The following is a 21,397-nucleotide window of genomic DNA, read 5'->3' on the forward strand; positions in this document are numbered from 1 at the left end:
CGTCCCGGCCGACCGCCGCGGCACCCCGGGGGCCGACTCGCGTGCTCGGCGTGGTGCGCGGTCGTACCCTCCCTCTCGGCCGGGTCGTCGCCGTCGGCGGCCTCGTCCTGCTCGTGCTCTACGCGGTGCTCGTGCCCGTGCTCGTCCCGGTCGACCTCGACCACGTGGACTACGTGACCGGTCCCACGCCGCCCTCGCTCGCGCACCCGTTCGGCACCGACCTCGCCGGTCGCGACCTGCTGGTCCGCGGCGCCCACGGGCTGCGGGTCTCCCTCGTCGCGGCGCTCGCGGGCGCGGCGGGAGCGGTCGTGCTGGGATGCCTCGTCGGCGCGACGTGCGCGCTCGCCGGCGGTCGCGCGGACCGGTGGGGGATGCGTCTCGTCGACGGGGTCAACGCCGTGCCCCACCTGCTCCTCGGCATCGTGGTCGCGGCCGCGCTGCGCGGGTCGTTGCTGACGATCGTGCTCGTCGTCGCCGCGACGCACTGGACGCAGACGGCCCGGCTCGTGCGCGCCGAGCTGCTCGCGCTCGGCAGCCGTGACTTCTACCGCGCCGCCGTGTCGCTCGGGCTCACGCGGCGCCAGGTGCTGCGGCACCACGCCGCACCCCGCCTCGCCGCGCAGCTCGCCGTCGCGCTCGGGCTGCTCGTGCCGCACGCGGTGTGGCACGAGTCCACGCTGACGTTCCTGGGCCTCGGGCTGCCGCCGCACCAGCCGTCGCTCGGCGCGCTCCTCGACCTCGGGCAGCAGGCGCTGCTGTCGGGCGCGTGGTGGACGCTCGCCGCGCCCGCCGGGCTGCTCGTCGCCGTGACGCTGTGCCTGGCGGGGAGCCTCGCCGGGCGGACGGGGGATCGCCGTGGGTGACACGACGGCCACCGGGTCGCTCTCCGGCCTGCGTCACCACGGCTCGGGCGCCGGCCCCGGCCCGCACGCGCACGCGTCCGCATCCGTCCGCGTCCGGGGCCTGACGGTCGCCCACGGGGACGCCGTCGTGCTCGACGGTCTCGACCTCGACCTCGTCCCGGGCACGACGCACGTCGTGCTGGGTGCGTCCGGCGCAGGCAAGTCCACCGTCGTCGCCGCCCTCACCGGCACCCTGCCGCGGGGTGCGCGCGTCGAGGGCGTCGCGGTGCTCGAGACCGACGGCACGGCCGTCGACCTGCTGCGCGTGCCGCGGCGGGTCCGGCGCCGCCGGCTCGCCGGCCGGGTCGTCGGGACGGCGCCGCAGGGCGCGGGCGGGGCGTTCACACCGACGATGACCGTCGGCGCCCATCTGCGCGAGGTGCAGCGCGTCGCGGGGCGCGGTCGTCCGAGGCTCGGCGTCGCCCACCCGCACCTCGGGACGAGCCCTCGCCAGCAGCTCGTCGAGCTCGCGCACGCCGCCGGTGTCGAACCCGCCTGGCTCCGGCGCCACCCGCACGAGCTCTCCGGCGGGCAGCTCTCGCGCCTCGGGCTCGTCGCGGCGATGGTCGACCACCCGCCGGTCCTCCTCGCCGACGAGCCGACCGCGGGGCTCGACGCCGAGGCGACGCGCACCGTCGGCGCGCTGCTCGCGGCCTACGCGGCGGCCGGGCACACCGTGCTCGTCATCACCCACGACGACGCGTTCGCGCGCCAGATCGCCCACGTCGTGACGCGGGTCGCGCGCGGCCGGGTCGTCGCGCAGGGCGCGCCGGAAGACGTCCTCGTCGACACCGCTCCGGCACTGCGGCCCGTGCGCACGGTCGCGGCCGACGCACCGGCCCTCGTCGCGAGCGCGATCACCGCGCGGCGCGGCGGGCGCCCGGTGCTCGCGCCGACCGACCTCGCGGTGCGCCGGGGCGAGGTGGTCGGCCTCACCGGCCCGTCCGGCGTCGGCAAGTCCACGCTCGCCGCGCTGCTCGCGCGGCTCGACCCGCCCGACGGGGGACAGGTCGCGCTCCCCGGCGTCGCCGGGGCGCCGCGAGCCGGGTTCGACCTCCCGCCGACCGAGCGCCGCCGGGTGGGATGGGTGTCCCAGCACCCGCACCTCGCCGTCGACCCGCGACTCACGCTGCGGCGGACGATCGAGCTGCCGACGCGGCTCGCGGCACCCGGCACGGACGTCGCGGCGCGTGTCACGGCCCTCGCCCAGCGCCTGGGGCTCGGCACCGCGCTGCTCGACCGACGCCCGCACGAGGTCTCCGGCGGCGAGCTGCAGCGCGCGTGCGTCGCGCGTGCGCTCGCCCTGGCGCCCGAGTTCCTCGTGCTCGACGAGGTGACGTCGATGCTCGACGCCCGGACGGCGACGGACGTCCTCCACGTCGTGGCGGACGAGGCCACCGCGGGCGCGGGCGTGCTCCTCGTCGGCCACGACGTCGCGGCCTGCGTGCCGTGTGCGACCGCGTGCTCGCGCTGCGCCCGCGCGCCGACGGCGCCGTCCTGCGCCCGCTGCACGACGACGACACCGGGTTCGGCGCCGGTGCGGAGGCAGCCCTCGGCGGGGTCGCGCCGGTCACGACGTGACGCGGGTCGCCCGCGGTGCGGGGCGCCGCGGGCGACCACGCAACATGCCGGACACACGAGGAAGGCACCATCGCCACCATGCACCTGACTCCGGCTGACACCGAGAAGCTGCTCCTCGCGGTCGCGGGGATGGTCGCGCGCGACCGGCACGCGCGCGGCGTCCGGCTCAACTACCCGGAGACCGTGGCACTCCTCACGACGTGGGTGGTGGAGCGGGCGCGTGAGGGCGCGGGGGTCGAGGAGCTCATGGTCGCCGGCCGCGACGTCCTCGGCCGGGACGACGTCATGGACGGCGTGGCCGAGATGCTGCCGGACGTGCAGGTCGAGGCGACCTTCCCCGACGGGCGCAAGCTCGTGACCATCCACCACCCGATCGCCTGACGGCGGCACGGACGCGCGACCAGACGGAGAGACCGATGGCGGGAATCAGCACGAGCGGGCCGGGAGCGATCCGGCTCGCGGCACGGGCGCAGCACGTCCCCGTGGTCCTCAACGGGGACCGCACGGACGACGAGCGGATCACGCTCGTCGTGACCAACACCGGAGACCGGCCTGTCCAGGTCGGCTCGCACCTGCACCTGCCGGACGCCAACGCGGCGCTCGACCTCGACCGCGAGGCGGCGCACGGCTTCCGGCTCGACGTCCCGTCCGGCACGTCACGGCGGTTCGAGCCGGGTGCGTCGGCGGAGGTCCAGGCGGTCGCGCTGCGCGGCAGGCGGCGCGTGCCGGGCATCCAGGCCGGGAAGCCCGACGACGGGCGGCTCGACCCGGGTGACGGGCCCGCTCCGGGCACGGCGACCGGCACCACGACCGGCGAGGAGGGCTGAGCGATGGTGGAGATCTCGCGCGAGCGGTACGTCGCGCTGTACGGGCCGACGACGGGCGACCAGGTGCGCCTCGGCGACACCGACCTGTGGATCGCGGTCGAGGAGGACCGCACGGTCGGCGGCGAGGAGGTCGTGTTCGGCGGCGGCAAGTCGATCCGCGAGTCGATGGGTCAGGGCACGGCGACGCGCGCGGAGGGCGCCCTCGACACGGTCATCACGAACGCCGTCGTGCTCGACTGGTGGGGGATCGTCAAGGCGGACGTCGGCATCCGCGACGGGCGGATCGTCGCGCTCGGGCGTGCCGGCAACCCCGACGTCGCCGACGGCGTCCACCCCGACCTGCTCATCGGGCCGTCGACCGACGTCGTCTCGGGCGAGGGCAGGATCCTCACGGCGGGCGGCATCGACTCCCACGTGCACCTCATCTCGCCGTCGCAGGTGCACGAGGCGCTCGCCACGGGGATCACCACGGTCGCGGGCGGAGGCACCGGGCCGAGCGAGGGGTCCAAGGCCACGACCGTCACGCCCGGCGCGTGGCACCTCGGCACGATGCACCGCGCGCTCGACCACCTGCCCGTCAACGTCCTGCTGCTCGGCAAGGGCAACACCGTGAGCGCCGAGGCGCTGCGCGAGCAGGCCATGGCCGGCGCGGGCGGCTACAAGGTGCACGAGGACTGGGGCTCGACGCCCGCCGCGATCGACGCCGCCCTGCGTGCGGCCGAGGACTGGGGACTGCAGGTCGCGCTGCACTCCGACTCGCTCAACGAGGCGGGCTTCGTCGAGTCGACGCTGCGCGCCATCGGCGGACGGTCCATCCACGCGTTCCACGCCGAGGGCGCCGGCGGCGGCCATGCGCCCGACATCCTCACGGTCGCGAGCCACCCGAACGTCATCCCCGGCTCGACGAACCCGACCCTCCCGCACACCGTGAACACCGTCGCCGAGCACCTCGACATGCTCATGGTCTGCCACCACCTCAACCCCGCGGTGCCCGAGGACCTCGCGTTCGCGGAGTCGCGCATCCGCGGCACGACGATCGCCGCCGAGGACGTGCTCCACGACCTGGGGGCCGTGTCCATCACGTCGTCCGACGCGCAGGCGATGGGCCGCATCGGCGAGGTCGTCACGCGCACGTGGCAGGTCGCGCACGTCATGAAGGCGCAGCGCGGCGCGGACCCCGGCGGCGCCACCGGGCCGACGCTCCCCGCGGACAACCTGCGTGCACGGCGCTACGTCGCGAAGTACACGATCAACCCCGCTATCGCGCACGGCATCGACGCGTTCGTCGGCTCGGTCGAGCCGGGCAAGGTGGCCGACCTCGTGCTGTGGGAGCCCAAGCTGTTCGGCGTGCGGCCGAGCGTCGTCATGAAGGGCGGCGCCCTCGTCTGGGGCGCGCTCGGCGACCCGAACGCGTCCATCCCGTCGCCGCAGCCGGTGCTCATGCGGCCGGCGTTCACCGACGCGATCGGCGCGGAGGTGTCGATGTCCTTCGTGTCGCCCGCGGCGCTCGAGGACGGGCTCGCCGAGCGGCTCGGGCTCGCCCGCCGGCTCGTCGCCGTCGCGGACACGCGTGCGGTGGGCAAGGCGCAGATGCGCAACAACGACTACCTCCCCCGCATCGACATCGACCCGGAGTCCTTCGCGATCCAGGTCGACGGCGAGCTGGTCGTGCCCGCTCCCGCCGACCGGCTGCCGCTCGCGCAGCTCTACTCGCTGTTCTAGGAGCACGGCGATGGACGACCGCCACGGGGCCGCGGACGACGGGAAGGCCGAGCTCATGCTCGCGCTCCTCGCGGACGCGCGCCTGCCCACGGGCGGGCACACGCAGTCCGCGGGGCTCGAGCCGGCGCTGCGCTCCGGCATGGACCCGGCGCGCGTCCCCGACTACGTGGCCGCGCGTCTCGCCACGGTGACGCGCGTCGAGGCCGCGACGGCGGTCGTCGCGCGCCACGCGGTCCTCGCCGCGGGGCGGGGTGCCCACGAGCCGATCGATGCTCCCGGGGACGGCTCGCCCGGGACCGACGCGCTCGTCCGCACGTGGCGCGCCTGGGCCGCCCGGACGCCGTCGCCCGCCCTGCGGGACACGTCGCAGCGGCTCGGGCGTGGCTACGTGCGCCTCCTGCGGCAGCTGTGGGCCGGCCACCCGGCCGTCGCCGCCCTGGACGGCGCGGCGCGCGCGCTCTCGGACGGGGATCGGCGCGGTGCCGCGCCCCTCGCCCGCTGGTCCTCGGCGTCACGGCCGCGTGCGCCGGCCTGTCCGCTCTCCAGGTGGCCCGGCTCGTCGGCTACGAGGACGTGCAGACCGTCGCCGCGGCGACGCTCAAGCTCGAGCCCGTCGACCCCGTCGTCGCCACCGCGTGGGTGATCGCCGCCCACGGCCGCATCGACGCGCTCGCCCGCGACGTCGCCGGGCTCACCGACCCCCGCGCGATCCCCGCGCACGGCGCACCGCTCGTCGAGCGGTGGGCCGAGACCCATGCCCGCACCACCGAGAGGCTGTTCAGTGCCTGACCAGACGACCCCCGCACCCGCCGCGACCACGGCGCCCGCGTCCACCCGTTCGCTGCGCCTCGGCGTCGCCGGCCCTGTCGGCACGGGCAAGAGCTCGCTCATCGCGCTGCTGTGCCGCGAGCTGTCCGCCGAGCTGCGGCTCGGCGTCATCACGAACGACATCTACACCGACGAGGACGCCCGCTTCCTGCGCTCCGCGGGCGTGCTCGATCCCGAGCGCATCCGCGCCGTCGAGACGGGCGCCTGCCCGCACACCGCCATCCGCGACGACGTCACGGCGAACCTCCTGGCCGTCGAGGACCTCGAGGAGGACTTCGCGCCCCTCGACGTCGTGCTCGTCGAGTCCGGCGGGGACAACCTCACGGCGACCTTCTCCCCGGCGCTCGTCGACGCGCAGATCTTCGTGCTCGACGTGGCCGGCGGCGGAGACGTCGCCCGTAAGGGCGGGCCGGGCATCGCCCGGGCGGACCTCCTCGTGGTCAACAAGACCGACCTCGCGCCCCACGTCGGCGTCGACGTGCCGCAGATGGTCGCCGACGCGACGGCGGCCCGGGACGGCGCCCCCGTGCTGGCGCTGTCCCGGGACGACCGCGAGGCGATCGGCGCCCTGACGACATGGCTCCACACCATCCTCGCCGCGCACCGCTCCGGGGCGCACGTGCCGCAGGACCCGGGCCCGATGGCGCCGCACTTCCACGCGGACGAGGACGGCACCGGCTACCTCCACACGCACGGCGACGGCGACGCGGCTCACGACCACGACCACGGCGACGACGGCGACGGCGCGCGCCACGGCGAGGACGCGGGCGCCGCGGCCGGCGGGACGCCGCGGAGCCGGGCCTGAGGGCCGCCGGCGCGGGAGACGTCACGCGGGTCGCGGTGCGCGCGTCGGCGGGACGCGTGCGCTGCGACCTGCACCTCGGCCCGCTGAGCCCGCGCGTGCTGTCCACCGGCCCGGGCGTCGCGCGCGTCGCCCTGGTCGCGACGCGCGCCCTGCTGCTCGGCGGCGACCACGTGCGCGTCGAGGTCTGCGTGGGGGAGGGCGTCGAGCTCGAGCTCGTCGAGGTCTCCGGCACGGTCGCCTATCCCGGTCGCGGTCGCGCGGCGTCGTGGCACGTCGACGTGCGTGTCGCCGACGGCGGGCTCCTCGTGTGGGACGCGCTGCCGTTCGTCGTCGCGCAGGAGGCCGACGTCGACCGCCGCACGGACGTCGAGCTCGGGCGGGACGCCGCGGCGCTGCTGCGCGAGACGATCGTCCTCGGTCGCACGGGCGAGACCGGCGGTCGGGTCCGCACCCGCACGCGCGCGGAGCGGGCACACGACGGCGAGCTCTTCGTCGAGGACCTCGACCTGGGCCGCGACCGATCGCTCCCCGGGATCCTCGGGACTGCGCGCGTCGTCGACTCCGTGCTCCTCGTCGGCGCACGGCCGCCGGATCCCGGCGACGGTTCCCCGGCGGGTGCGGCGGCCGGCTCGGACCCTCTGCGGCTCGACCTCGACGGACCCGGCGCCGTGGCCCGGCACCTCGGCGCGGGCACGCACGACAGCGGGCTCGCCGCCGTCGCCGCGGGATGGGCCGGCGCGGTGCGTGCTGCGCGCGAGCCGACGACGTCCTCGTCGAAGACCGCCGCGGTCCCGGCGTGACCGGACCGTGACCCTCGGACACGCGCCGTTCACAGAACGGAGAACCTCCGCGAAACACGCCATCCGTAGCGTCCTCGCCAGCGGGCGCCGCCCAGGGCGCACGACCAGGGACACCCGTGCACCCGGCGCCTGCGGCCCGCGGCCGCCGCCTGCCGGCACCGCGCCGAACCCGCTGAAAGGACCTCCCGGTGACACCTACCCGCGCCACGACCCGGTTCGCCCCGGCCGCCGCCCTCGTCGCCCTCGCCCTCACGCTCGGCGCGTGCGGCGCCCGGACCGACTCGGGCGAGACGACCGGCGGGCAGACGAGCGCCGCCGAGAGCTGCGTCGACACCTCCGGCGACACCGTCAAGGTCGGCTTCCTCAACTCCCTGTCCGGGACGATGGCCATCTCCGAGCAGACGGTCCACGACTCCCTCCAGCTCGCCGCGCAGGAAATCAACGCCGACGGCGGCGTGCTCGGCAAGCAGCTCGAGATCGTCGCCGAGGACGGCCAGTCCGAACCCACCGTCTTCGCCGAGAAGGCCGAGAAGCTCATCACGAGCGACTGCGTCGCCGCCGTCTTCGGCGGCTGGACCTCCGCCTCCCGCAAAGCCATGCTGCCCGTCTTCGAGGCACAGGACTCCCTGCTGTTCTACCCGGTCCAGTACGAGGGTCTCGAGGCGTCGCCCAACATCTTCTACACGGGCGCGACGACGAACCAGCAGATCGTCCCCGCACTCGACTACCTCAAGGAGCAGGGGACCGAGACGATCTTCCTCGTCGGTTCCGACTACGTCTTCCCCCGCACGGCGAACAAGATCATCAACGCCTACGCCGAGGCGAACGACATGGAGGTCCTCGGCGAGGAGTACGCGCCGCTCGGCCACACCGACTTCTCCACCATCGTCAACAAGGTGCGGTCCGCCGGCGCCGACGCGGTGTTCAACACGCTCAACGGCGACTCCAACGTCGCGTTCTTCAAGGAGTACAAGACGCCGGGCTCGGCCCCGACACGATGCCCGTCGTGTCCGTGTCCATCGCCGAGGAGGAGGTCGGCGGCATCGGCGTCGAGAACGTCGAGGGCCAGCTCACCGCCTGGAACTACTACCAGACCATCGACAGCCCCCAGAACGCGACGTTCGTCGAGGCGTTCCAGGCGGAGTACGGCGCGGACCGCGTGACGTCCGACCCGATGGAGGCCGCGTACACCTCGCTGTACCTGTGGAAGGGCATGGTCGAGAAGGCTGAGTCCTTCGATGTCGCCGACGTCCAGGAGGCCGCCGACGGCGTGAGCTTCGACGCCCCGAGGGTCCGTGACCGTGGACGGCGAGAACCACCACATCGCCAAGACGGCGCTCGTCGGCCGGATCGGCAGCGACGGCCTCATCCACACCGAGTGGAGCTCCGACGGAGCCCATCGAGCCCGACCCGTTCCTCGAGGGCTACGACTGGGCCGAGGGCCTGTCCTAGCCGCCTGCCGAGGTCGGGTCCGGCGGGAGCCGGGGGTGCGCGCGCCCACACCCCCCGGCCCCCACCTCTCCCGTGGCGTCACGAGGCCTCGTGCTCAGCGTTCCTGCCCATCTCGCACGCACCGACCGGAAGGCGTACCGCCCATGGATGTGCTCTTCTCCCAGCTGTTCGCGGGGCTGAGCCTCGGCTCCGTCCTGCTGCTCGCCGCCCTCGGTCTGGCCCTCACGTTCGGCCAGATGGGCGTCATCAACATGGCGCACGGCGAGTTCATGATGGCGGGCGCCTACACCGCGTTCGTCGCGCAGGCGCTCGTCGGGAACGCCGGCGTCTCGCTGCTCGTGGCGCTGCCGCTCGGCTTCCTCGTCGGAGGGCTCCTCGGGCTCCTGCTCGAGGCGACGCTCATCCACCGGATGTACCGACGTCCGCTGGACACGCTCCTCGTCACCTGGGGCGTCGCGCTCGTGCTGCAGCAGGTCGCACGCGACGTCTTCGGCGCGCCGAACGTCGACGTCCGCGCGCCGGCCTGGCTGAGCGGGGCCGTCGACGTGTTCGGGCTCGCGGTGCCGAAGACGCGGCTGTTCATCCTCGCGCTCGCGGTCGTCGCCGTCGTCGCGCTGGGGGTCGTGCTGAAGGCGACGCCGCTGGGGCGGCGGATCCGCGCCGTCGTCCAGAACCGGGACCTCGCGGAGGCGAGCGGGGTCTCCACCCGTGCGACGGACCGTCTGACCTTCTTCATCGGCTCCGGCCTCGCGGGCATCGCCGGCGTGGCGCTCACCCTGCTCGGCTCGATCGGCCCCACGCTCGGCACGAGCTACATCGTCGACGCGTTCCTCGTCGTCGTCGCCGGCGGGATCGGGCAGATCAAGGGCACCGTGATCGCGGCGTTCACGCTCGGTCTGCTCCAGGCCACCTTCGAGTACTCCACGACGGCCAGCGTCGCCAAGGTGCTCGTCTTCGTCGCGGTCGTCGCGTTCCTCCAGGTGCGCCCCCAGGGCCTCGTGTCGGTCCGGACGAGGAGCCTCGCGTGAGCGCCGTCGCCGCTCGGGCCGGCGACCTCTACCGCTCGTCGCGCGCCCGCGTCGTCATCGGGTTCGCCGTCGCGGCAGTGCTCCTCTTCGCCGTCGCGCCGGCGACGCTCTCCACGTTCCGTCTCGGCCTTCTCGGCAAGTTCCTGTGCCTCGCGATGGTCGCGATCGGCATCGGGCTCGCCTGGGGCCGCGGCGGGATGCTCACCCTCGGCCAGGGCGTGTTCTTCGGCCTCGGCGCGTACATGATGGCGATGCACCTCAAGCTCGCCGACGCCGAGCAGTCGTCCGGCCCGGGCGGTGTGCCCGACTTCATGATGCTCTACGGCTCCGGCGTGGTGCCGGGGTGGTGGGAACCGTTCCGCTCACCGGTCATGACCGTGCTCGCCATCCTCCTGCTCCCTGCCGGGCTGGCGGCGCTCCTCGGCTGGGCCGTCTTCACGCGCCGCGTCCGGGGCGCGTACTTCGCCATCCTGTCGCAGGCGCTCGCGGCGGCCTTCGCGATCTTCCTCGTCGGGCAGCAGGCGACGACCGGCGGCACCAACGGGCTCAACGGCTTCCGGTCGTTCTTCGGCTACGACCTGGCCGACCCCGTCAACAAGCGCATGCTGTTCTTCATCGCCGCCGGGACGCTGCTCGTCATGGTCGCCGTCGCTCGCCAGCTCATGGTGTCCCGCTACGGCGAGCTGCTCGTCGCGGTGCGCGACCAGGAGAACCGCGTGCGGTTCCTCGGCTACGACCCGGCGAGGATCAAGGTCGTCGCGTTCGCCGTCGCCGCGCTCATGGCGTCGGTCGGGGGCGCGCTCTTCGTCCCGATCGTCGGCATCGTCTCGCCGGCCGACGTCGGTGTCGTCCCCTCGATCGGCTTCCTCATCGGTGTCGCGATCGGTGGCCGCGCGACCCTCCTGGGCCCGGTGCTCGGGTCGGTCGCGGTGAGCTGGGCGCAGACGAGCCTGTCCGAGCAGTTCCCGTCCGGCTGGATCTACGCGCAGGGCGCGCTCTTCATCCTCGTCGTCGCGTTCCTGCCCGGCGGTCTCGCCGAGCTCGTCACACGCTGGCGGCGTGCGCGTGCCTCGTCCACCGACGACGGCGCACCGACGGGCGGCGACGTCGCGAGGAACGACGTCGTGACGGACGACGGGCCGACCGTCGGCACCGAGCCCGCACCCTCGGGGAGGATCTCATGACCGAGCAGCACACCGCAGACGGGGCGACGCTCGAGGAGGGCGTCGTCGGCGACGGGCTCGACCTCCGCGCGGCGGGCGCCGCCCTCGGCGCCGACGATGCACGGTTCCGCCACGACTACCTCGAGATCCGTGGGCTCCGCGTCGAGTTCGACGGCTTCGTCGCCGTCCAGGGCGTCGACCTCACCGTCACGGCCGGCGACCTGCGCTTCCTCATCGGGCCGAACGGGGCCGGCAAGACGACGATCGTCGACGCGATCACCGGTCTTGCGAGGGCCTCCGGCTCCGTGCAGTTCGGCGGTGTCGAGCTCCTCGGGATGCGGACGCACCGCATCGCGCGCGCCGGGGTGGGCCGTACCTTCCAGACCGCGAGCGTGTTCGAGGAGCTGACCGTCCTGCAGAACCTCGACATCGCGGCCGGCGCCTCCCGCGGCCCGCTGGCACTCCTGCGCCGGCGCGGGCGCACGTCCGAGGCCGTGGAGCACGCGATGGAGACGGTCGGCCTCTCACACCTGCGGGACACCTCGGCGGGCGTCCTCGCCCACGGGCAGAAGCAGTGGCTCGAGATCGGGATGCTGCTCGTCCAGGACGCGCGTCTGCTGCTGCTCGACGAGCCCGTCGCGGGCATGAGCCAGTCCGAGCGCGAGGCCACCGGGGAGCTGCTGCAGCGCATCGGCGCCCAGCGCACCGTCGTCGTCGTCGAGCACGACATGGAGTTCCTGCGGGCGTTCGCCTCCTCCGTGACGGTCCTGCACCTCGGCCAGGTGCTGGCCGAGGGAACCTACGCAGAGGTGCAGGCGGACCCGCGCGTGCAGGAGGTCTACCTCGGCAGCGCGGGCGCGACCAGGGGGACCCGGCGGCCCACGACGACGGACGACGAGGAGGCGTGATGCTCGAGCTCAAGGACCTGCACGCCGGTTACGGCCGGACGCTCGTGCTGCACGGCGTCGAGCTCACGGTTCCTGCGGGCGGTGTCGCGGCCGTCCTGGGGCACAACGGCGCGGGCAAGACGACCCTCCTGCGGACCGCGCTGGGACTGATCCGCCCGCGGTCGGGGACGGTGCTGCTCGACGGTGAGGACGTGACCCGGCTGCCGACGCACCAGCGGGTGCGGCGCGGGCTCGCGTACGTGCCGCAGGGGCAGCAGTCGTTCGGCGACCTCACAGCCCGGGAGAATTTGCTCCTGGTCGCCGACACGAGCCGCGAGGGCACCCGTCGCATGGACGAGGCGCTCGACGTGTTCCCGGCGCTCCGCGGTCTGCTCGGCCGTCGCGCGGGCCTGCTCTCGGGCGGCCAGCGGCAGCAGCTCGCGATCGCCCGTGCGCTGATCACGGGGCCGCGCGTCCTGGTGCTCGACGAGCCGACGGAGGGGATCCAGCCGTCCGTCGTCACCGAGATCGAGGACGCGATCCTCGAGCTCTCGGGCAGCGGGGGACTGTCCGTCCTCCTCGTCGAGCAGCACGTCGGGTTCGCGCTCGGTGCGGCGAGCGCCTACGTCGTGCTGCAGTCGGGGCACGTGACCAGCCGCGGTGCCGGGGGCGAGGCAGCGGAGGCGGGGGTCCGCGCCGCGATGGCGGTGTGACGCACCCGGCTGGGGACGGCCGGCGCTCCGGGGCCGCGCCCGAGCGCGGCGCGCCTTCCCCGCGCGAGGCCGCGTACGCCTGGGGTACGACACCGACGCGCTCGTGGCTGAGCACTCCCGGTGGGTCCGGCTGCGGACCGAGCCGCCGCAGCCGGACCCGGGACCGGTCGAGCCCGTGCCGCCCTCCACGTGCACGCCGGTGCTTCGCCCGAGGTCGTCGTCGAGCGGGCGGCGAGCGCTCTGTCGCGCGCGGCGCTCGCCGTCGGACCTCCGGGTCAGCGCGTGGCGAAGAGGCGCGACGCCTGCGACTCCGCGTCGGCGTACGTCTGCGCGGCGGAGCCGAGCGCGGCGGTGATGGCGTCCAGCGCGGTCTCGACCTGCGTCTGCGTGCCCTGCCACTGCGCCATGACGCCGGTGAACGCCGTCGCGGCGCCGCCCCGCCAGGACGCCTGGAGGTCGGTCAGGTGCCGCATCATCGCCGCGACCTCCCCGCGGATCGCGGTGACCGACCCGTTGACCGCCGTGCTCGCCTGGGCGACGCGTGCGCTGTCGACCTCGTACCTGCTCATCTCGACCTCCGTCGTGTCCGGACCCTGCCGGGCCCGCGCGGTCCCGGACCGGTCGCCGGGGTTCGGCGAGACGCTAGCGGCGGCGCGCGCCGTCGGCCCCGGACGTCGAGATGCCTGTGGACGAGCGGTCAGACCGGCTGGGCTGTGGACGCCGAGGACGCCTGCGCCAGCTTGCTCTGCTGCTTGCGCAGCCGCTGGAGCTCGGCGTCGAGGTTCTGGCGCGCGGCCTCCTCCCAGGCAGCCCCGAGCGGGCTCGAGAAGAGGGACGGGCGCTCGAGGAGCTTGCCGAGGATCGCGATGCGGCCCGGACGTAGTCCTCCGTCGGGATGTGCGCGTACTCGTCCCGGACGTCCTTGAGGTACTCCTTGTAGCGCTGCGGCTCGGCGGCGAGCATCGCGAGGTCGGCGTCGCAGAGCACGGCGCAGTCGAAGTCCGCCGGGTCGGGCGCGTGCCGCACGAGGGCGTTGACGAGCTGCGCCACGCGCCGCGCCGCGTCGTCGGGCACGCCGAGCGCGGAGAGCTCCCCGAGCGCGAGCGCCGCGCTCGCCGACTCGTCCTCACCGCCCTTGCGCGCGTACGCGGCGCCGTCCTTCGCGTCGAAGACGGCGCCGTGGTACCAGGCCGCGAGCCGCACGAGGTCGGGGTCGTGGGTCTCCTGCGACAGCTCGTCGACGCGACCGAGGACGTCGCGAGGTGCCGGAGGTTGTGGAAGTGGCGGCCGGGGGTGTCCCAGCGGTCGAGCAGTCCCTGCCCGACGGCGCGGAGGTCGTCGTCCGACGCGGTCGCGCCGGCGCCCCGGGCGCTGCGGACGAACGACGAGAGGAACCACTGCGGTGCGTCGACACTGGTGACGCCCATGAACTCAGCCTTCTTCGACGACGGAGGAGTGCGGGCCGGCCGGGGGTCCCGGCGGGAGGCCCGACGTCGTCAGCGTTCCGTGCCGGGACCTCGGTCCCAGCCTAGGACGGTCCGCCGACGACGACGCGTCATGCTAGCCGCCTCGGCGTCACGGTACGGTCACGAAGGCATCACGGCACGGCCGCGGTCGGGTCTGCTGCTCTCCGCGGCGCTCACCGCTCCACCGGCTCACGGTGCCAGCGGGAGCTCCACGCGCACGGTCAGGCCGCCGCCCTCGGTCGCGCGCACGGCGACGTGGCCGCGGTGCGCGGCGACGATCGCCGCGACGATCGCCAGGCCGAGCCCCGACCCGCCCGAGGCGCGGTTGCGCGACGAGTCGGCGCGGTAGAACCGCTCGAACACGCGGCCCTCCTGACCTGCCGGGACCCCCGGCCCGTGGTCGCGGACCTCGAGCACGGCCGTCGCGCCCTGCCCGGCGGCCCGGGCGGTGCCGCCCGCGCCGTCGCCCGCCGCGGGTCCCGGGGGTGGTGGCGCGTCCACCACCCCGAGCGCGATCTGCGCGGGCGTGCCCGCCGGGGTGTGCCGCGCGACGTTGCCGATGAGGTTGGCGAGCACCTGGCGCAGCCGGTCCTCGTCGCCCACCACGCGCAGCCCGGCCGGTGCGTCGGAACCCGTCGTGAGCCCCACGACGTCGACGGCGCGGGACGGGTCGAGCGCGTGGAGGTCCTGCGCGGAGTCCCGGGCCAGTGCGGCGAGATCGACGGGCTCGTGCCGCAGCGGGCGTCCCTCGTCGAGCCGCGCGAGCGCGAGGAGGTCGTTGACGAGCGCGCCCATCCGGGTCGCGGAGTCCTCGATGCGCACCATCGTGTCCTCGACCTTGTCCGGGCTGTCGAGCGCCCCCATCCGGTACAGCTCGCCGTAGCCGCGGATGGTGGCGAGGGGCGTGCGCAGCTCGTGGCTGGCGTCGGACACGAAGCGTCGCATGCGGGCCTCGGACGCCTCCTGCGCCGCGAACGCCTCCTCGATCTGCGCGAGCATCGCGTTGAGGGAGGCGGCGAGCGAGCCCACCTCCGTCGTCGGGGGAGCGGGGCGCACGCGCCGCGCGAGGTCGCCTGCCGCGATGCCCGCGGCGGTTTCCTCGATCTCCCGCAGCGGCCGCAGGGCGCGCTGCACGGCCATGTAGGCCACCGCGCCGCCGAGCAGCGCGATCCCGAGCGCCGACAGGGCGAGCGTGCGACCGAGGATCTTCACCGTCTCGTGGATGCCGGTGAGCGGCAGCGCGACGAACGCCGTGCCGACCGTCTGCCCGCGCAGGTTGACGAACCCGGAGACGACGCGCCACTGCGCCGGCTCGGTGCCTCCCGCGGAGCGCACGGTGAAGGGCTCCCCGGCCATGCGCTCGATCTCCTGGTTCGAGTAGGCCGGGATCTGGGGCTCGCCGTAGAGGGAGACGGTCGCCGACCAGCTCACCGGGAACTCGTTGCCCTCGAGGTCGCGGCCCAGGACGTAGTAGTCGCTGGGGAGCACGCTGCTGCCGGAGTCGCGGCCCATGATCGACGCCGTGGCGACGTCGCCGGCCGACCGCTTGAGCTGGTCGTCGACCTGGTCCACGAGGTACCGCGATACCACCGTGGTCGTGGCGAGCGCGGCGATCCCGAGCCCCGCGGCGAGCAGGAGCGCGATGATCGTGACGAGCCGCGCGCGCAGCGGCACGCGCGCGAACCAGCCCCAGTCGCCCGTGGGGACGTGGCGGCCGAAGGGTCGGGGCGCCGTCAGGCCCTGGTCGCCGTCCCGCGCGCCGGGGTGCGCGGGCGGGACCGGCGTGCCCGACGGCGCGTCGTCGGCCGGGGCGTGGTCGTCCTCGGGAGAGGGGGGAGCGGGAGGGGCGTCCGGGCGGGCGCCGCCGTCGTGCGGTCGGGGCCCGAGGTCATGAGGACCGGGTCGTCTCCGCCGGGGGCGGCTGACGCAGGAGGTAGCCGACGCCGCGCTTGGTGTGGATCAGCGGCGGGAGGGCGACCGGCTCGCCGTCGGGCCCGGGCACGGTGAGGTTGTCGATCTTGCGGCGCAGGTAGGAGATGTACGACTCGACGATGTTCGCGTCGCCGCCCCAGTCGTACTGCCACACGTGGTCGAGGATCTGCGCCTTGGACAGCACCCGGCCGGCGTTGAGCATGAGGTAGCGCAGCAGCTTGAACTCGGTGGGGGACAGGTCGACGTCGATCCCGGCGCGGCGCACCTCGTGGGAGTCCTCGTCCATCTCGAGGTCGGCGAAGCGCAGCACGGCCTCGTCGACGGGCTCGGCGTGCGTGCGGCGCAGCACGGCCCGGATGCGCGCGACGACCTCCTCGAGGCTGAACGGCTTGGTGACGTAGTCGTCGCCGCCGACGGTCAGGCCCGTGATCTTGTCGCGCGTGTCGTCCTTCGCGGTGAGGAACACGACGGGCGTGTGCTGCCCCTTCTCGCGCAGGCGGCGCGTGACGGTGAACCCGTCCATGTCGGGGAGCATGACGTCGAGCACGACGAGGTCCGGGTCGACGTCGCGCACGAGCTTCAGCGCGCTTTGCCCGTCCGCCGCGGCGTGCACCTCGAACCCGGCGAAGCGCAGGGACGTCGCCAGGAGCTCGCGGATGTTCGGCTCGTCGTCGACGACCACGAGACGTGCCTCGGGGGTGCTCATGCCACCAGTGTGCGCGCGTCCTCTGGGAGCCGCCTGGGAGGCGACTCCATCTAGACCGCGCCGCGGGGCCGCGCCGTGGGCGGTGCAGGGGAGGATGGCGGCGTGCGGATCACGGTGGACCAGCGTCGTCGCCTGCTCGTCGCGCGCCAGCTCGCCGTCACGGCCGAACGGCCGGGGACGCCGGCCGCGCGCACCGTCGAGGACGTCGTCGACCGGGTGCTCGCGCTGCACGCGACGGACGCGCCGAGCGTGTACCTCTCGGTGCTGGCGCGGCACCCCGGGCTGACGGTCCCCGACGTGCGCGACGCGCTCTACGGCCGGCGCACCCTCGTCAAGGTCCTCGCGATGCGCCGCACCATGTTCGTGGTGCGCCGCGAGCTCGTGCCCGTCGTGCACGCCGCGGCGAGCGCGGCGGTGGGGCGCCGGCTGCGCGCGCGCCTGCTCAAGGAGCTCGCGACCCTGCCGACGGACCCGCCGGTCGGGGACGCGGCGGCGTTCCTCGCCGAGGCGGAGCGGCAGGTGCACGCGGCGCTGCTCGAGCACGGCCCGCTCGACGGCGCGAGCCTGTCCCGCGCCGCGCCCGCGCTGCGCACGGCGTTCCTCCCGACGACGGACAGGTCGTGGGACGTGCGGCGCACGGCGACGAGCCAGCTGCTGTCGATGCTCTCCGCGGAGGGCACGATCGTCCGCGGCGAGCCGCGCGGCTCGTGGTCGTCCAACCGGCACGTCTGGTCGCCGATGGACGACTGGTTCCCCGACGGCGTCCCGGCCGTCGACGAGCCGACGGCGCGCGCGGAGCTCGCCCGCGCCTGGCTCGCGGCGTTCGGGCCCGCGACGGAGAAGGACCTGCAGTGGTGGACGGGGTGGAACCTCGGGCACACGCGCGCGGCGCTCGCGGCCGTCGGCGTCCGGGAGGTCGAGCTCGAGGTCGGCGCCGCGGACGGGTCGGGGGACGTCGCCGTCGTGCCCGGCGTCGTGCTGCCCGCGGCCCTCGACGACGGGTCGCTCGACCTGCCCGCCGGCACGGTCGAGGGGCACCTGGCGCTGCTGCCCTCCCTCGACCCGACGACGATGGGCTGGGCCGCGCGGGACTGGTACCTCGGGCCGCACCGGCCCTGGATCTTCGACACGATCGGCAACGCGGGCGCGACGGTCTGGTTGCAGGGGCGGATCGTCGGGGCGTGGACCGTGCGCCGCGGGGGCGAGCCCGTCCACCGGCTGCTCGAGGATGTCGGCGCGGACGCCGGGGCGGCCGTCGCGACCGAGGCCGCGCGGATCGCGGGCCTGCTCGGCGGGGACGGCACCACCGCCTCGTTCCCCACCCCGCTGTACCGCGAGCTGCACGCGTGAGCGCGCAGCCCGCGGCGGCGGTCACAGGTAGCGCAGCGGGTCGAACTCCTCGAGCGGGATGATCCGTACGCGCGGCAGCACCGCGGTGAAGGCGCCGGCGTGGTCCTCGAGGTCGAAGATCTCGAGGCCGCGCGCCGTGAGCTCGGACAGGCGCACGTTGACGAACTCGCGGAACGCGAGCACGCCCACGCGGCGGTCCTCGTCGCCGAGCAGCGCCTCCACCTGCGGGAGGAAGTCGCCGTCGTGGCTCGCGAGGAGCACGTCGCCCGGGCGGTCGCGCAGCGCGTCGAGCGTGCGCTGGATGCCGATGTCGACGACCTTCTCGTGGGCCGAGCCCGCGAGCGGGATGGGGCGGTAGCCCATCGCGAGCAGGGCCTGGACGAACGACATCGGCATCTGGCCGGACGACGCGTTGAGGAAGAACAGCGGCGTCACGTCCTGGCTCCACGCCTGCCGCGCGAAGTCGACGATCCGGTCCCACCGCGGTCGTTCCTCGGGCGCCGGGCGGTGCCCGAGGACGTTCATGCCGAGCGTCGCGTCGATGTTCTCCCCGTCGACGACGAGGTACGTGCGCCGCGGGGGCGCGAGGGCGGCGGCGCTCTGGGGGTCGGACATGGCGCTCAGCCTAGTCGCGGCCGCTCACGCCAGACGCGCGGAGACGACCGTGTTGTCGGTGTAGTGCCCGGTCGCGGGGTCGACGGCGCCGCCGCACGTGATGAGGCGCAGCTCCGGCCCGTCGGTGTTCCCGTACACCGTGAGCGTGGGGAACGCGTCCTTGCGGAACTGCTCGACCTCCTCGACGACGAACGTCACGGTGGACCCGTCTGCGCGGTCGACCGCGATCTCGTCGCCGGGGGCCATGCGGGCGAGCTCGTGGAAGACCGACGGGCCGTTCTGGGTGTCGACGTGGCCCTCGATGACGGCGGGCCCGGTCGCCCCGGGCCGCGGTGAGCCGTCGAACCACGCCGCGCGGTCGACGTCCGCCCCTTCCGGGACCGCCATCGTGCCGTCGGCCTGCAGGCCGAGCGTGATGAGGTCCGACTCGACGCCGAGCGCCGGGATGCGCACCGTCGTGGGCAGCGGCTGCTCCGCCTCCGCGGACGGTGCCGGGCTCGGGCTCTCCGGCGCCGGCAGCCCGCCCGTGCGCTCCGGGGCGGACGACGAGGGCTCGGGTTCCGGGGAGGGGGCGGCAGACGTCGTCGTGGGCACCTGCGGCGGCGCCGGCTCCTGGCCGGCGATCCCGACCGCCACCGCCGCGCCCCCTCCGAGGAGGAGCACGGCGGCGGCGGCCGAGACGACGCCGCGTCGGACGTCGCGGGACATCAGTCCTGGGCCGCCGCGTGACGACGACGCAGGACGAGCGCGCCGCCCGCGAGGAGCGCCGCCGCGCCGCCCGCGATGAGGCCGGCGTTCTCGACGCCAGCGGTCGAGCCGGTGCCGGTCTGGACGCCGCCCTGCGGCATCTCGGACATCTGCGAGACGGTCATGATCCCGCACAGCGCGGGGTCGGTGGCCTCGGCCGGCAGCGACGGGTCCAGGTCGGACATCGTGTCGCCGTCGTAGGCGCCGCTGCGTCGTAGTCGACGCCGTGCAGCACGACCGCCGCCTCGCCGCCGGCGATCGCGTCGGCCACCTCCTGCGAGACCTCGATCGAGCCGCGCTCGTACATGATGTCGCCGCCGGAGGCGGTGTCGAACCGGTCGACCGCGAGGGCGGAGTCGGCCGACGTGTCGCCCTCGGTGGTGAGCGAGACCTGGACCGACCCGTAGGCCGGGACGCCCTCGCTCGTCGTGAGCGTCCCGCTGCCGTCGGCGTCGTCGCTCGCCGCGGGGCACTCGTGCCGGGCGTCCGGCGCGAAGTGGATGTGGGCCGCGTGCGGGCTGTCGGCCAGCAGGCCGGTGGCCTCGACCTCGACGTTCAGCGTCGTGCCGTCGACCCACACCATGGCGGTGCCGCTGCCCTCGACGCCGTTGAGCGGGACGGGCGTGAGCTCGCCCTGCGTGGTGTCGGCGGCGGCCGCCGGGGCGGCCACGGCGAGGGCCGCGGCCAAGGAGAGGGCGGGGACTGCCAGTGCCGTGCGTGCTCGCGTGCGCATGGTTCGTGCTCCCTTCCACGGCCGCGACTCTCGCGGCCGTAGAAGGGGTTCGGCGCCCTCCTCCGGACGGATGGGTGATCTCCGCAGATCCGTCGACAGCCCTCCGCGCCGCCGTCCACGACGGGGGACGCGACGGCGCTGGACGGTGGTGGACGGCGCGCGCGGTTTGCGCCGCACCGGGGACCACTGGGTACGGTCCTCCTTCGTGATCACGTTCGACACCACGACGGGCGCCCCCGGCGGGGCGCGGCTGACGGTCGTCCAGAGCTCTCCGGACGTCTCGCTCGACACCTGGGCCGACCTCCTCGGCGCCGACCTGAGCGTCGTGCGCGCGTTCGACGGCGACCCCCTCCCCGCGCTCGACGAGGTCGGCGACGGCCTCCTCGTCCTCGGCGGGCACCTGTCCGCCCACGACGACGCCCGCGCACCGTGGCTGCCCGCCCTGCGCGACCTGCTCCTCGCCGCGGCGACCTCCGGCGTCCCGACGCTCGCGATCTGCCTCGGGGCCCAGCTCCTCGCCGTCGCCGGCGGCGGCCACGTCGAGGTCGCGGCGCCGCCCGGGCGCGAGGTCGGCGTGACGAGGGTCTTCTGGCGCCGTGAGGCCCTCGAGGACCCGGTCCTCGGCGCCCTCGCCGGCGGCGACGCCCCGGTCGAGCGCGTGGCGAGCGCGCACGGCGACGCCATCGTCGACCTGCCGCCGTCGGCCGTGTGGCTCGCGTCGTCGAACATGTACCCGTACCAGGCGTTCCGCCTGGGCTCGGCGCTCGGCGTCCAGTTCCGGCCGGAGGCGTCCTGGGCGTCGCTCGCCGGGTGGTGCGACCGCCACGACGACGTCGACACCGCCGAGGTGCTGGCGGGCTTCGACGCGCACGCCGCCGAGATCGCCGACGGCGGCCGCCGCCTCGTCGAGTCGTTCGTCGCCGAGGTGCGTGCCGCCGTCGTCCGCGGGTCCGTCTCGGCCTGACGCGCCACGTCGTGTCCCGGCCGGACGCGGGCGAGCCGACCGCTGAGCGGTGGGGGCGACGTCGGGGGCGAAGGGCGTCAGAGCCGCGCGCGCGAACCGACGATCGACCGACCGGGGTGAGGGCGCGGCAGCCCGAGCGCCGGCGACGCCCCCGCCGCGGACCGGACCCGAGTCAC

Annotated in this window: 23 protein-coding genes and 1 pseudogene; 16 read left to right on the top strand and 8 right to left on the bottom strand. The window is 75.0% G+C overall.

What is annotated here, in order from left to right; translation table 11 throughout:
• Positions 1–53: 53 nt before the first annotated feature.
• The 14 genes and pseudogenes from BJF88_RS14790 (at position 54) to urtE (ending at position 12,708) form a co-directional block, all read left to right on the top strand.
• Complete coding sequence (locus tag BJF88_RS14790) at positions 54–863, top strand: ABC transporter permease (protein WP_075829412.1); 810 nt, start codon at positions 54–56, stop codon at positions 861–863.
• Positions 856–2,571 carry an ABC transporter ATP-binding protein gene (locus BJF88_RS14795; RefSeq protein WP_075829357.1) on the top strand — a complete coding sequence of 572 codons (1,716 nt, stop codon included), beginning with the start codon at positions 856–858 and terminating at the stop codon, positions 2,569–2,571. The genes BJF88_RS14790 and BJF88_RS14795 overlap by 8 nt, the downstream gene beginning before the upstream one ends.
• Positions 2,562–2,864: an urease subunit gamma gene (locus tag BJF88_RS14800; RefSeq protein WP_075829358.1), complete on the top strand. Its 303-nt coding sequence runs from the start codon at positions 2,562–2,564 to the stop codon at positions 2,862–2,864. Before BJF88_RS14795 ends, BJF88_RS14800 begins: the two co-directional genes overlap by 10 nt.
• A 35-nt stretch (positions 2,865–2,899) precedes the next feature.
• The gene (ureB, locus tag BJF88_RS14805; RefSeq protein WP_083649168.1) at positions 2,900–3,310 is read left to right on the top strand and encodes an urease subunit beta; all 411 of its coding nucleotides are present in this window, start codon (positions 2,900–2,902) and stop codon (positions 3,308–3,310) included.
• Positions 3,311–3,313: 3 nt separating this feature from the next.
• Positions 3,314–5,032, top strand: a complete 1,719-nt coding sequence (locus BJF88_RS14810; protein ID WP_187346233.1) for an urease subunit alpha — start codon at positions 3,314–3,316, stop codon at positions 5,030–5,032.
• A gap of 10 nt (positions 5,033–5,042) precedes the next feature.
• The gene (locus tag BJF88_RS14815) at positions 5,043–5,675 is read left to right on the top strand and encodes an urease accessory UreF family protein (protein WP_255372062.1); all 633 of its coding nucleotides are present in this window, start codon (positions 5,043–5,045) and stop codon (positions 5,673–5,675) included.
• A complete protein-coding gene (locus BJF88_RS22415; protein ID WP_255372063.1) occupies positions 5,672–5,821 on the top strand; it encodes a hypothetical protein in 150 nt (49 codons plus the stop codon). Before BJF88_RS14815 ends, BJF88_RS22415 begins: the two co-directional genes overlap by 4 nt.
• Complete coding sequence (gene ureG, locus BJF88_RS14820) at positions 5,787–6,665, top strand: urease accessory protein UreG (RefSeq protein WP_083649169.1); 879 nt, start codon at positions 5,787–5,789, stop codon at positions 6,663–6,665. The genes BJF88_RS22415 and ureG overlap by 35 nt, the downstream gene beginning before the upstream one ends.
• A gap of 35 nt (positions 6,666–6,700) precedes the next feature.
• Positions 6,701–7,465, top strand: a complete 765-nt coding sequence (locus BJF88_RS14825; RefSeq protein WP_222844019.1) for an urease accessory protein UreD — start codon at positions 6,701–6,703, stop codon at positions 7,463–7,465.
• A gap of 383 nt (positions 7,466–7,848) precedes the next feature.
• Positions 7,849–8,702 (top strand): annotated as a pseudogene (locus BJF88_RS14830) (transporter substrate-binding protein); the annotation flags it as partial.
• A 358-nt stretch (positions 8,703–9,060) separates the two neighbouring features.
• The gene (gene urtB / locus BJF88_RS14835; RefSeq protein ID WP_075829360.1) at positions 9,061–9,945 is read left to right on the top strand and encodes an urea ABC transporter permease subunit UrtB; all 885 of its coding nucleotides are present in this window, start codon (positions 9,061–9,063) and stop codon (positions 9,943–9,945) included.
• Complete coding sequence (urtC, locus tag BJF88_RS14840; protein ID WP_075829361.1) at positions 9,942–11,129, top strand: urea ABC transporter permease subunit UrtC; 1,188 nt, start codon at positions 9,942–9,944, stop codon at positions 11,127–11,129. The genes urtB and urtC overlap by 4 nt, the downstream gene beginning before the upstream one ends.
• Positions 11,126–12,016 (top strand): urea ABC transporter ATP-binding protein UrtD, encoded by an 891-nt coding sequence (gene urtD, locus BJF88_RS14845; RefSeq protein ID WP_083649170.1) that lies wholly within the window; start codon positions 11,126–11,128, stop codon positions 12,014–12,016. The genes urtC and urtD overlap by 4 nt, the downstream gene beginning before the upstream one ends.
• The gene (gene urtE / locus BJF88_RS14850; protein ID WP_075829416.1) at positions 12,016–12,708 is read left to right on the top strand and encodes an urea ABC transporter ATP-binding subunit UrtE; all 693 of its coding nucleotides are present in this window, start codon (positions 12,016–12,018) and stop codon (positions 12,706–12,708) included. Before urtD ends, urtE begins: the two co-directional genes overlap by 1 nt.
• Before the next feature lie 275 nt (positions 12,709–12,983).
• Here urtE and BJF88_RS14855 read toward each other — a convergent pair whose 3' ends face one another.
• From BJF88_RS14855 to BJF88_RS14870, 4 genes are all read right to left on the bottom strand, one after another.
• The gene (locus BJF88_RS14855; protein WP_075829362.1) at positions 12,984–13,277 is read right to left on the bottom strand and encodes a WXG100 family type VII secretion target; all 294 of its coding nucleotides are present in this window, start codon (positions 13,275–13,277) and stop codon (positions 12,984–12,986) included.
• A gap of 73 nt (positions 13,278–13,350) precedes the next feature.
• Positions 13,351–13,911: a hypothetical protein gene (locus tag BJF88_RS14860; RefSeq protein ID WP_369824635.1), complete on the bottom strand. Its 561-nt coding sequence runs from the start codon at positions 13,909–13,911 to the stop codon at positions 13,351–13,353.
• Positions 13,912–14,363: 452 nt separating this feature from the next.
• On the bottom strand, positions 14,364–15,848 hold the full coding sequence (locus BJF88_RS14865) for a HAMP domain-containing sensor histidine kinase (RefSeq protein ID WP_255372064.1): 1,485 nt from the start codon (positions 15,846–15,848) through the stop codon (positions 14,364–14,366).
• Positions 15,849–16,062: 214 nt separating this feature from the next.
• Entirely contained in the window at positions 16,063–16,812 is a 750-nt protein-coding gene (locus BJF88_RS14870) for a response regulator transcription factor (RefSeq protein WP_075829364.1), read from the bottom strand.
• 102 nt (positions 16,813–16,914) lie between these two features.
• Here BJF88_RS14870 and BJF88_RS14875 point away from each other — a divergent pair, with 102 nt between their 5' ends.
• Entirely contained in the window at positions 16,915–18,162 is a 1,248-nt protein-coding gene (locus BJF88_RS14875; protein ID WP_075829365.1) for a winged helix DNA-binding domain-containing protein, read from the top strand.
• A 21-nt stretch (positions 18,163–18,183) separates the two neighbouring features.
• Here BJF88_RS14875 and BJF88_RS14880 read toward each other — a convergent pair whose 3' ends face one another.
• The 4 genes from BJF88_RS14880 to BJF88_RS14890 are packed head-to-tail and all read right to left on the bottom strand — an operon-like array spanning position 18,184 to position 20,257.
• On the bottom strand, positions 18,184–18,777 hold the full coding sequence (locus tag BJF88_RS14880) for an NYN domain-containing protein (protein ID WP_075829366.1): 594 nt from the start codon (positions 18,775–18,777) through the stop codon (positions 18,184–18,186).
• A gap of 24 nt (positions 18,778–18,801) precedes the next feature.
• A complete protein-coding gene (locus tag BJF88_RS14885; RefSeq protein WP_075829417.1) occupies positions 18,802–19,485 on the bottom strand; it encodes a class F sortase in 684 nt (227 codons plus the stop codon).
• Positions 19,485–19,649, bottom strand: a complete 165-nt coding sequence (locus BJF88_RS22420; protein WP_255372080.1) for a hypothetical protein — start codon at positions 19,647–19,649, stop codon at positions 19,485–19,487. Before BJF88_RS22420 ends, BJF88_RS14885 begins: the two co-directional genes overlap by 1 nt.
• The gene (locus BJF88_RS14890) at positions 19,646–20,257 is read right to left on the bottom strand and encodes a CHRD domain-containing protein (RefSeq protein ID WP_255372065.1); all 612 of its coding nucleotides are present in this window, start codon (positions 20,255–20,257) and stop codon (positions 19,646–19,648) included. The genes BJF88_RS22420 and BJF88_RS14890 overlap by 4 nt, the downstream gene beginning before the upstream one ends.
• A 205-nt stretch (positions 20,258–20,462) precedes the next feature.
• On the opposite strand from BJF88_RS14890, the gene BJF88_RS14895 reads away from it, so the two are divergent.
• On the top strand, positions 20,463–21,221 hold the full coding sequence (locus BJF88_RS14895; RefSeq protein ID WP_255372066.1) for a type 1 glutamine amidotransferase: 759 nt from the start codon (positions 20,463–20,465) through the stop codon (positions 21,219–21,221).
• The last annotated feature ends 176 nt before the right edge of the window (positions 21,222–21,397 follow it).

Source organism: Cellulosimicrobium sp. CUA-896 (assembly GCF_001942335.1).
GTDB lineage: Bacteria > Actinomycetota > Actinomycetes > Actinomycetales > Cellulomonadaceae > Cellulosimicrobium.

Excerpts from the sequence above, each read along its gene's own strand:
- BJF88_RS14855 (WP_075829362.1), bottom strand. The coding sequence starts at position 13,277 with ATGAGCAGGTACGAGGTCGACAGCGCACGCGTCGCCCAGGCGAGCACG.
- BJF88_RS14810 (WP_187346233.1), top strand. The coding sequence starts at position 3,314 with ATGGTGGAGATCTCGCGCGAGCGGTACGTCGCGCTGTACGGGCCGACG.
- BJF88_RS14800 (WP_075829358.1), top strand. The coding sequence starts at position 2,562 with ATGCACCTGACTCCGGCTGACACCGAGAAGCTGCTCCTCGCGGTCGCG.
- ureB (WP_083649168.1), top strand. The coding sequence starts at position 2,900 with ATGGCGGGAATCAGCACGAGCGGGCCGGGAGCGATCCGGCTCGCGGCA.
- ureG (WP_083649169.1), top strand. The coding sequence starts at position 5,787 with ATGCCCGCACCACCGAGAGGCTGTTCAGTGCCTGACCAGACGACCCCC.
- BJF88_RS14885 (WP_075829417.1), bottom strand. The coding sequence starts at position 19,485 with ATGTCCCGCGACGTCCGACGCGGCGTCGTCTCGGCCGCCGCCGCCGTG.
- BJF88_RS22420 (WP_255372080.1), bottom strand. The coding sequence starts at position 19,649 with ATGACCGTCTCGCAGATGTCCGAGATGCCGCAGGGCGGCGTCCAGACC.
- BJF88_RS14815 (WP_255372062.1), top strand. The coding sequence starts at position 5,043 with ATGGACGACCGCCACGGGGCCGCGGACGACGGGAAGGCCGAGCTCATG.
- BJF88_RS14870 (WP_075829364.1), bottom strand. The coding sequence starts at position 16,812 with ATGAGCACCCCCGAGGCACGTCTCGTGGTCGTCGACGACGAGCCGAAC.
- BJF88_RS14890 (WP_255372065.1), bottom strand. The coding sequence starts at position 20,257 with ATGCGCACGCGAGCACGCACGGCACTGGCAGTCCCCGCCCTCTCCTTG.
- BJF88_RS14880 (WP_075829366.1), bottom strand. The coding sequence starts at position 18,777 with ATGTCCGACCCCCAGAGCGCCGCCGCCCTCGCGCCCCCGCGGCGCACG.
- urtD (WP_083649170.1), top strand. The coding sequence starts at position 11,126 with ATGACCGAGCAGCACACCGCAGACGGGGCGACGCTCGAGGAGGGCGTC.
- urtB (WP_075829360.1), top strand. The coding sequence starts at position 9,061 with ATGGATGTGCTCTTCTCCCAGCTGTTCGCGGGGCTGAGCCTCGGCTCC.
- urtE (WP_075829416.1), top strand. The coding sequence starts at position 12,016 with ATGCTCGAGCTCAAGGACCTGCACGCCGGTTACGGCCGGACGCTCGTG.